Raw genomic sequence first — 6,647 nt, forward strand, 5'->3', positions numbered from 1 at the left:
CCAACAGCCGCCATCCGGTGAATAGGCCACTAAGGTCTCATATCTGATACAAATCTTAACTTTTTTAGTAAGCTTTATCACAAAAAATCTCATCAAAATGGGTCACTATCATTAGATAATCGGAATAGTTGATGAAAATAATAAAAAAAATTTAGTTAACAAAAATTTATCTTATCGTTACGGATCAATTGCCCATTACCAGGCATTAAAGTGGTATAATTAAGCGTTTATAAATTCACAGGTACAGCTCAGGCACAAGAGTCAGAAACCAATTAGTAATTGGTAATCGGTAATTGGTCATGGGAAAAAGTAAAGCCACAACCTGGTTACCGATGACCAATTCAACGGCTAATTAGGTTAAGGCTCGCTAATTAGATTCAGTTAAGGTTCTAGACTTTTAGGTTGAATGGCTAAGGGTGTTCTGACCCAGTTCGCTAGCGCCGGGTAAAGCAGGTCGGGTGTCAACAGCTTTCCTTGTGTACCATTCCCCTCTTGCACCTAAGACCTAAGACCTAAGACCTAAGACCTAGAATTTCTCTTGATGGGATATTGACCGAAAAAGCTTTCAACCCTTCGCGCTGCATTTTATCCAACTCTTTGGTCAAACCTGGGTCTTGGCAGTGTGGTTTGATCACCCTGGCAATTTCCCTGAGCAGCTCACCCCGACCTTGGAAACCTTCTATTCGTGAGACCAACTGACCTTGTTCAAAGAACAGCAATGTCGGTAGGGTCTTGAGGCGATAGGTATTGGCAAGCTTGAGATTGTTATCGGCGTTTACTCTGACAACCTTGACATAATTGCTTCCTTGAGCTTGGAATTCCTCAAGTATGGGGTGAACAAACCGGCACACTCCACACCAGGGAGCCCAGAAATCAACGATAACTGGCGTGGAAGAGTCTAAAACTGTTTTTGAAAACGTCCGTTCATCAACAGACAATACCATGATTTTTTGAAATATAAGGGTTTTTACATTTGTTTGGGATCATGCTACATCGAATCGGGATCATCTGAGCAACAGAAATGTCCTAATTACCAATTTACTTGGGCTATAGCTGTAATCATGAGGGGATGTACCCACCACAACAGCCCAGTAAAACCGATGACTCCTAAGTATGCCGGACGAACAAATTCTTGCCATTTCAGGAATTGACGTCCCTGGATAATTGCCAAAAAAGGGATTACGGAAGTGCGAGCTTTGAGTGCACAAAAGCCTTCTCCATGCCGTGCCAACAACCGGCGGTCTCCATGCCACACAGCGAAAAAATGGTGGAGAATTAATCCCACGGAGGTCAATAGGGTAAAGGTGCTACCAATCCATAGGGTATGGGCAATACACCATATTACTTGTCCTACCATTTGGGGATGCCTGGTGACCCGCATAATACCAGACTCATATAGATGGACTTGGGGCTTTTGAATTGCAGCAATTTCCAATAAATTAAACGTAGCTGGATAAAGAAACAAGAACGAAATCCCTGAAAGCACCCATACTAATGATTTCATGCCTGGCATGTCCTGAAGGATCCACAACTGTAGACCATCATACCGATGGTTCAAAAAGTAAATAATTAATACAACTGCTAGCGGAAGACTCACTAAAGCAAAGACAATACGATAAAGCCTTGGACCAATTCTTTGTTCACCCCAGGAACGTAGGGCGGCTAAACCACTATGAGCGATCGCAAAAGTCAATAGCAACCCAAACATGACAAAGTGGCTGACACTCAGCCAATTTGGAAATACCATAGGCAAGGGTGATAGATGGGAAATAACGCTCTATTATAGCAAAAAAGAGCAATAATTTGAGTCCTGGTTATGTTAGTGTCGATTTCAGCTCGCTCCTTTCTGTTGATGGTTTAGCCCTATGTCTGACCTACCTTTTTCTCTCGATCAACTCCGTATACTCAAAGCGATCGCTACTGAGGGAAGTTTCAAGCGTGCTGCTGATAGTTTATACGTAAGCCAACCTGCTATCAGCCTGCAAGTGCAAAATTTAGAGCGACAGTTAGAGGTGCCGTTATTTGACAGGGGTGGACGCCGTGCCCAACTGACCGAAGCTGGACACCTGCTGTTGGACTATGGGGAAAAAATTCTAGCTCTATGCCAGGAAACCTGCCGAGCCATTGACGACTTACAAAGTCTCCAAGGTGGGACCTTAATTATTGGTGCATCTCAAACTACCGGAACCTATCTACTACCTCGGATGCTTGGCATGTTCCGACAACGCTATCCTGAGGTGACAGTACAATTACAGGTTCACTCCACTCGCCGCACTTCCTGGGGTGTAGCCAATGGACTAGTGGATTTAGCCATTATTGGTGGTGAAGTTCCCCCAGAACTTCAGGAAACCTTGACTATTAGTCCTTATGCTGAAGATGAGCTAGTACTAATCTTGCCCGCATTTCATGCCATGGCTAATTTGGAGAAGATCCAAAAAGAGGACCTGTATAAGTTACAGTTTATTGCCTTGGACTCCCAATCCACCATCCGTAAGGTAATTGACCAGGTATTAGGTCGCAGTGGCATTGATGCTAAACGGTTTAAGGTGGAGATGGAACTTAACTCCATTGAAGCGATTAAGAATGCAGTACAGTCAGGACTAGGAGCTGCGTTTGTATCGATTACAGCTATTGAAAAAGAATTACAAATGGGGGTGCTACACAGGGCAAAAATAGAGGGAGTAGTGGTTAAACGGGTATTGTCTTTGGTGATTAACCCCAATCGTTACCTTTCCAAAGCAACAGAAGCCTTCTGTAGGCAGATTTTGCCCTTGTTTGGCTCAGTAGCATCGCACGGGCAATCCTTGGCACTATCAGGGATGGTAACTAATCCTAAAAATCTAGAAGTGGATAGCCCCCACTAGATAAGCCGGGGGTTGAAAGCGATGCAGCGAGGTAGCGCCGCCAAAGGGGGTCCCCCCCATGAGCGACTACCGGTGCGGTCTTGGGGGGGACCCCCACTCGCTATTGCATCAAGACAAGGCTGAAAACAAGTGACGGGATTTATCCCGCTGCCCAGGAGAAGATCTGATCAGTAATGCAGAAAATTCCAGGGGCTTCTTCAAAATGGCGTGTGTTTAATATTAGCTAACGACTAAAATAAACACAACAACCAGCGACTTGCTAGAGCTTGTCAGCTGACGTCCAACCTCTGATACCTGAGCGAAGCGCGAAGCGGTAGCAAGGAATGAACATTAGCATTTGGATAGAAATATAGATTTAAACTATAGAACTAATGTACAAATGCCTAACCCTTGATTGAGGGAGATAAATAGACTCTAGTAGAGTAAAGTAGATGCCTGGTAGCGCCTTGTCTTTCGTAGTGATCCTCTAAAACATGGAAATTTTCTGCACCCGTCCTGGCTGCCCAAATCCCCATAATTACTTTGATGATCTAGATAACCGAACCACTCTAACCACCACCGAGCAAAGGTACTGTAATAGCTGTGGTATGCCCCTGATTGTAGCAAGTCGCTACATTCCCTCCCAACTGCTGCGCAAAGGAGGATTTGGAGCGGCATTTCTAGCACGCGATCGCTATACCCCTACCTTGCGTCAATGTGTCGTTAAGCAGTTCCAACCGTCTGGGAGAATTAGCCAGAGGGAACTACAAACTGCCCACAGATTGTTTGAGCGGGAGGCAACGGTTTTAGAGAAATTGGGCAGGCGTCACCCCCAAATCCCCGATTTGTATGCCTACTTTCCGTTAACGGTGCCGAGTCTGAAACCGGGTAAAGAAGACCAGTTTTTCTATCTGGTACAAGAATATATTGATGGACAAAACTTGGAGGAAGAACTCAACAGCTTAGGAGCATTCTCTGAAGCCAAAGCCATAGAAGTGTTAACAGAAATTCTCAAAGTCCTCCAATTTGTCCATGACAATGGCTCCATTCATCGCGATATCAAGCCTTCCAATATTATGCGCGATCGCAATGGGCTTCTGTATCTATTAGACTTTGGTGCAGTTAAGCAACAGGTAAACCCAGGATCAACAGCGGCGAGGTCTACTGGTATTTATTCCATCGGATTTGCACCACCGGAGCAAATGACCGGTTCTCAAATTTACCCGTCAACGGATTTGTATGCTCTGGCAGTGACTGTGATGGTTTTGATGACTGCCAGAGAACCCAATGAACTCTACGAACCTGTTACCCATGAATGGAACTGGAGAAGTTATATCCAAATCAGCAATGAACTTGAGAGTATTTTCAATCGACTACTTATGCCAATGCCCCATCAACGCTTTCAGTCTGCTCAGGAGGTTCTTGATACCATAAATAGTTTAAACATTGATAAGACTTACCCTAAACCCCCTCATGGATCAGTTTTACCAGTATCTCCACCCTCCGGGCCCCAAACCAGGCAACCACAATACCACTCATCCCTATCCAAATCGGTCAAATCAAACTTTTCTCTACTTGAGGTACTAGGGGCAGCTGCGTTTACTGGATTTGAGGGAGCTTTATTATTCCTTGCGGCAACTGCTTTTGCTACGCTGGTCTCCTCCAACCCACTGGGTATGCTTTTATGGGGAATGAGTTTGGGAGGGCTAATTTATGCTCAATATCGCAGGTTTATTGAAAAAATTGACCTAGTGATTATTGGAGGCATCAGCTTGGGACTGTTGATACTTTTCCCGGTGCTGCGAGTCAAGCAGCCAATCCAGTTAGTTATCATAATATCAGTTCTAGCTGCAGCAGCAGCGATCGCTGTGACGGCACTTTTCCGCCTGGTTTATCAACTGTTATCTCGAAGACTATAGGGCAGGGCGTTGCTGATTAATGGAATGATGGCGGGTAACTGACAACGGAACTTATGTCCGATGAAAAACGAAACGAGTGTTCTTTTGCTATCGATGGTGATTACGGTAGCTATGGTGTTGGGAGGGTTATGGTGGCTTCAGAAAAGTCAGATCATCACACTGCCATTTACTGAGCTAGATGAACCTAAGGCTAAGGTAACCCCAAAAACTACAAACATTAAGCCTCAGATAATCATAGCAGAGCACCTTAGTGCCGGAGATAGGACCTTAATATCAACAGAGGTAACACCAGCAAAAAAGGCAGCAGTCAAAGCATTTGCTTCTGGGAATTATGGTAAAGCGGCTTCTTTATTGGAGGCATCCCTTAAAGCTAAGAAAAATGATCCAGAAGCTTTGATTTACCTCAATAATGCTCGGATCGGTACATCTAAGTCTTATACAATTGCCATCTCAATACCTATTGGTGTAGAGGTAAATGCAGCCAAAGAAATGTTACGGGGTGTTGCCCAAGCCCAACAGGAAATCAATGCTAGGGGTGGCATTAATAATATACCATTGAAGGTGCTGATTGCTAATGATGACAATGATACCAAGGTTGCTAAAAAAATAGCAAAAGCTTTTGTGGATAATCCAGATGTTTTGGGCGTTATTGGTCATTTTAGCAGTGAGGTCACCCTAGCAGCCGCAGAGGTTTATCAAGAGAATCAGTTGGTGGTGATTTCTCCGACTAGTACCTCAGTAACTATTTCAAGACTGGGTAATTATGTCTTTCGGACTATCCCTAGCGATCGCTTTTTTGGTAGCGCCCTATCTCGCTACATGCTCAATCAATTAAATGTACGCAAAGCAGCTGTCTTTTTTAATTCCCGGAGCAACTACAGCCAATCTCTTGCTGATGCATTTACCACTGCCCTGTTTGCTGATGGTGGCGAGGTAGTGGCAGAGTTTGACTTTGCTAAACCTAACTTTAATGCTGGTGTTGATGTCAAACAGGCGATCGACAATGGTGCAGAAGTGTTGATATTAGCACCCAATTCCGCCACCCTTAACCAAGCCTTACTAGTAGTGCAGGTCAATGATGGGCGTTTACCGATGCTAGCAGGGGATAGTCTTTACAAACCCAAGACCTTGCAAATCGGTGGTAAGGATGCGCGTCGTATGGTGTTGGCAGTCCCCTGGCATATTTTGGGCGCTCCAAATTCCCCCTTTCCCCAAGCCGCCACTAAATTATGGGGTGCAGATGTGAACTGGCGCACTGCCTTGACTTACGATGCTACTCAAGCTTTAATCGCAGCCCTAAAACAGCAGCCAAGCCGTTCCGGTGTGCAAAACGCCCTATCCGGATCAGGGTTTCAGCCCCAAGGAGTATCCAGCAAAATTCGGTTTTTACCATCAGGCGATCGCAACCAGACTGTCCAGCTTGTCAAGATTGAACCAGGTAATCGTTCCAGCTTTGGTTATGACTTTGTGCCGATTCCTAGCAAGTAGAAACGGGGCAACATAGAAATAAGAGCGTTGCCCAATTCTGGAATGATTGAGGGTAATAGGTAATCAGTAATAGGTAATCAGTAATAGGTAATCGGTAACTGACCTAACTCGATTTGAGTACCCAAACCCTATTCAGCAATGGCAACAGTCGAGTTGACTAACAACTAAGGATTAAGGAATCAGAACCAAGAAATCAGGACTGATAAATATTTTTGCCATTTTGTCACCTAATCAGTGGTCAAATCTTGTACCATAAGTTATTTCCATAAGTTATTTCCATAAGTTATTTACTAACCAGGAGTATCCAACAAGGGCTTTTGTTAACTAGTTGCATTGAGTTGTATTGAGTTGTATTGAGTTGTATTGAGTTGTATTGAGTTGTATTGAGTTGTATTGA

5 protein-coding genes are annotated in these 6,647 nt (G+C 44.3%); 3 read left to right on the top strand and 2 right to left on the bottom strand.

The window, feature by feature from the left end; translation table 11 throughout:
• Positions 1 to 512 precede the first annotated feature (512 nt).
• Both trxA and AC4II3_RS13945 read right to left on the bottom strand, forming a co-directional pair.
• Positions 513 to 944 (bottom strand): thioredoxin, encoded by a 432-nt coding sequence (trxA, locus tag AC4II3_RS13940; RefSeq protein ID WP_488006806.1) that lies wholly within the window; start codon positions 942 to 944, stop codon positions 513 to 515.
• Between the two features lie 86 nt (positions 945 to 1,030).
• The gene (locus AC4II3_RS13945; RefSeq protein WP_488006808.1) at positions 1,031 to 1,747 is read right to left on the bottom strand and encodes an NnrU family protein; all 717 of its coding nucleotides are present in this window, start codon (positions 1,745 to 1,747) and stop codon (positions 1,031 to 1,033) included.
• 118 nt (positions 1,748 to 1,865) lie between these two features.
• On the opposite strand from AC4II3_RS13945, the gene AC4II3_RS13950 reads away from it, so the two are divergent.
• The 3 genes from AC4II3_RS13950 to AC4II3_RS13960 all read left to right on the top strand — a co-directional run bounded on the left by AC4II3_RS13950 (position 1,866) and on the right by AC4II3_RS13960 (position 6,250).
• On the top strand, positions 1,866 to 2,864 hold the full coding sequence (locus AC4II3_RS13950) for a LysR substrate-binding domain-containing protein (RefSeq protein WP_488006810.1): 999 nt from the start codon (positions 1,866 to 1,868) through the stop codon (positions 2,862 to 2,864).
• 473 nt (positions 2,865 to 3,337) lie between these two features.
• Positions 3,338 to 4,762: a protein kinase domain-containing protein gene (locus AC4II3_RS13955; RefSeq protein WP_488006811.1), complete on the top strand. Its 1,425-nt coding sequence runs from the start codon at positions 3,338 to 3,340 to the stop codon at positions 4,760 to 4,762.
• A gap of 60 nt (positions 4,763 to 4,822) precedes the next feature.
• A complete protein-coding gene (locus AC4II3_RS13960; RefSeq protein ID WP_488006813.1) occupies positions 4,823 to 6,250 on the top strand; it encodes an ABC transporter substrate-binding protein in 1,428 nt (475 codons plus the stop codon).
• The last annotated feature ends 397 nt before the right edge of the window (positions 6,251 to 6,647 follow it).

The sequence above is a fragment of the Moorena sp. genome (genome assembly GCF_982860115.1).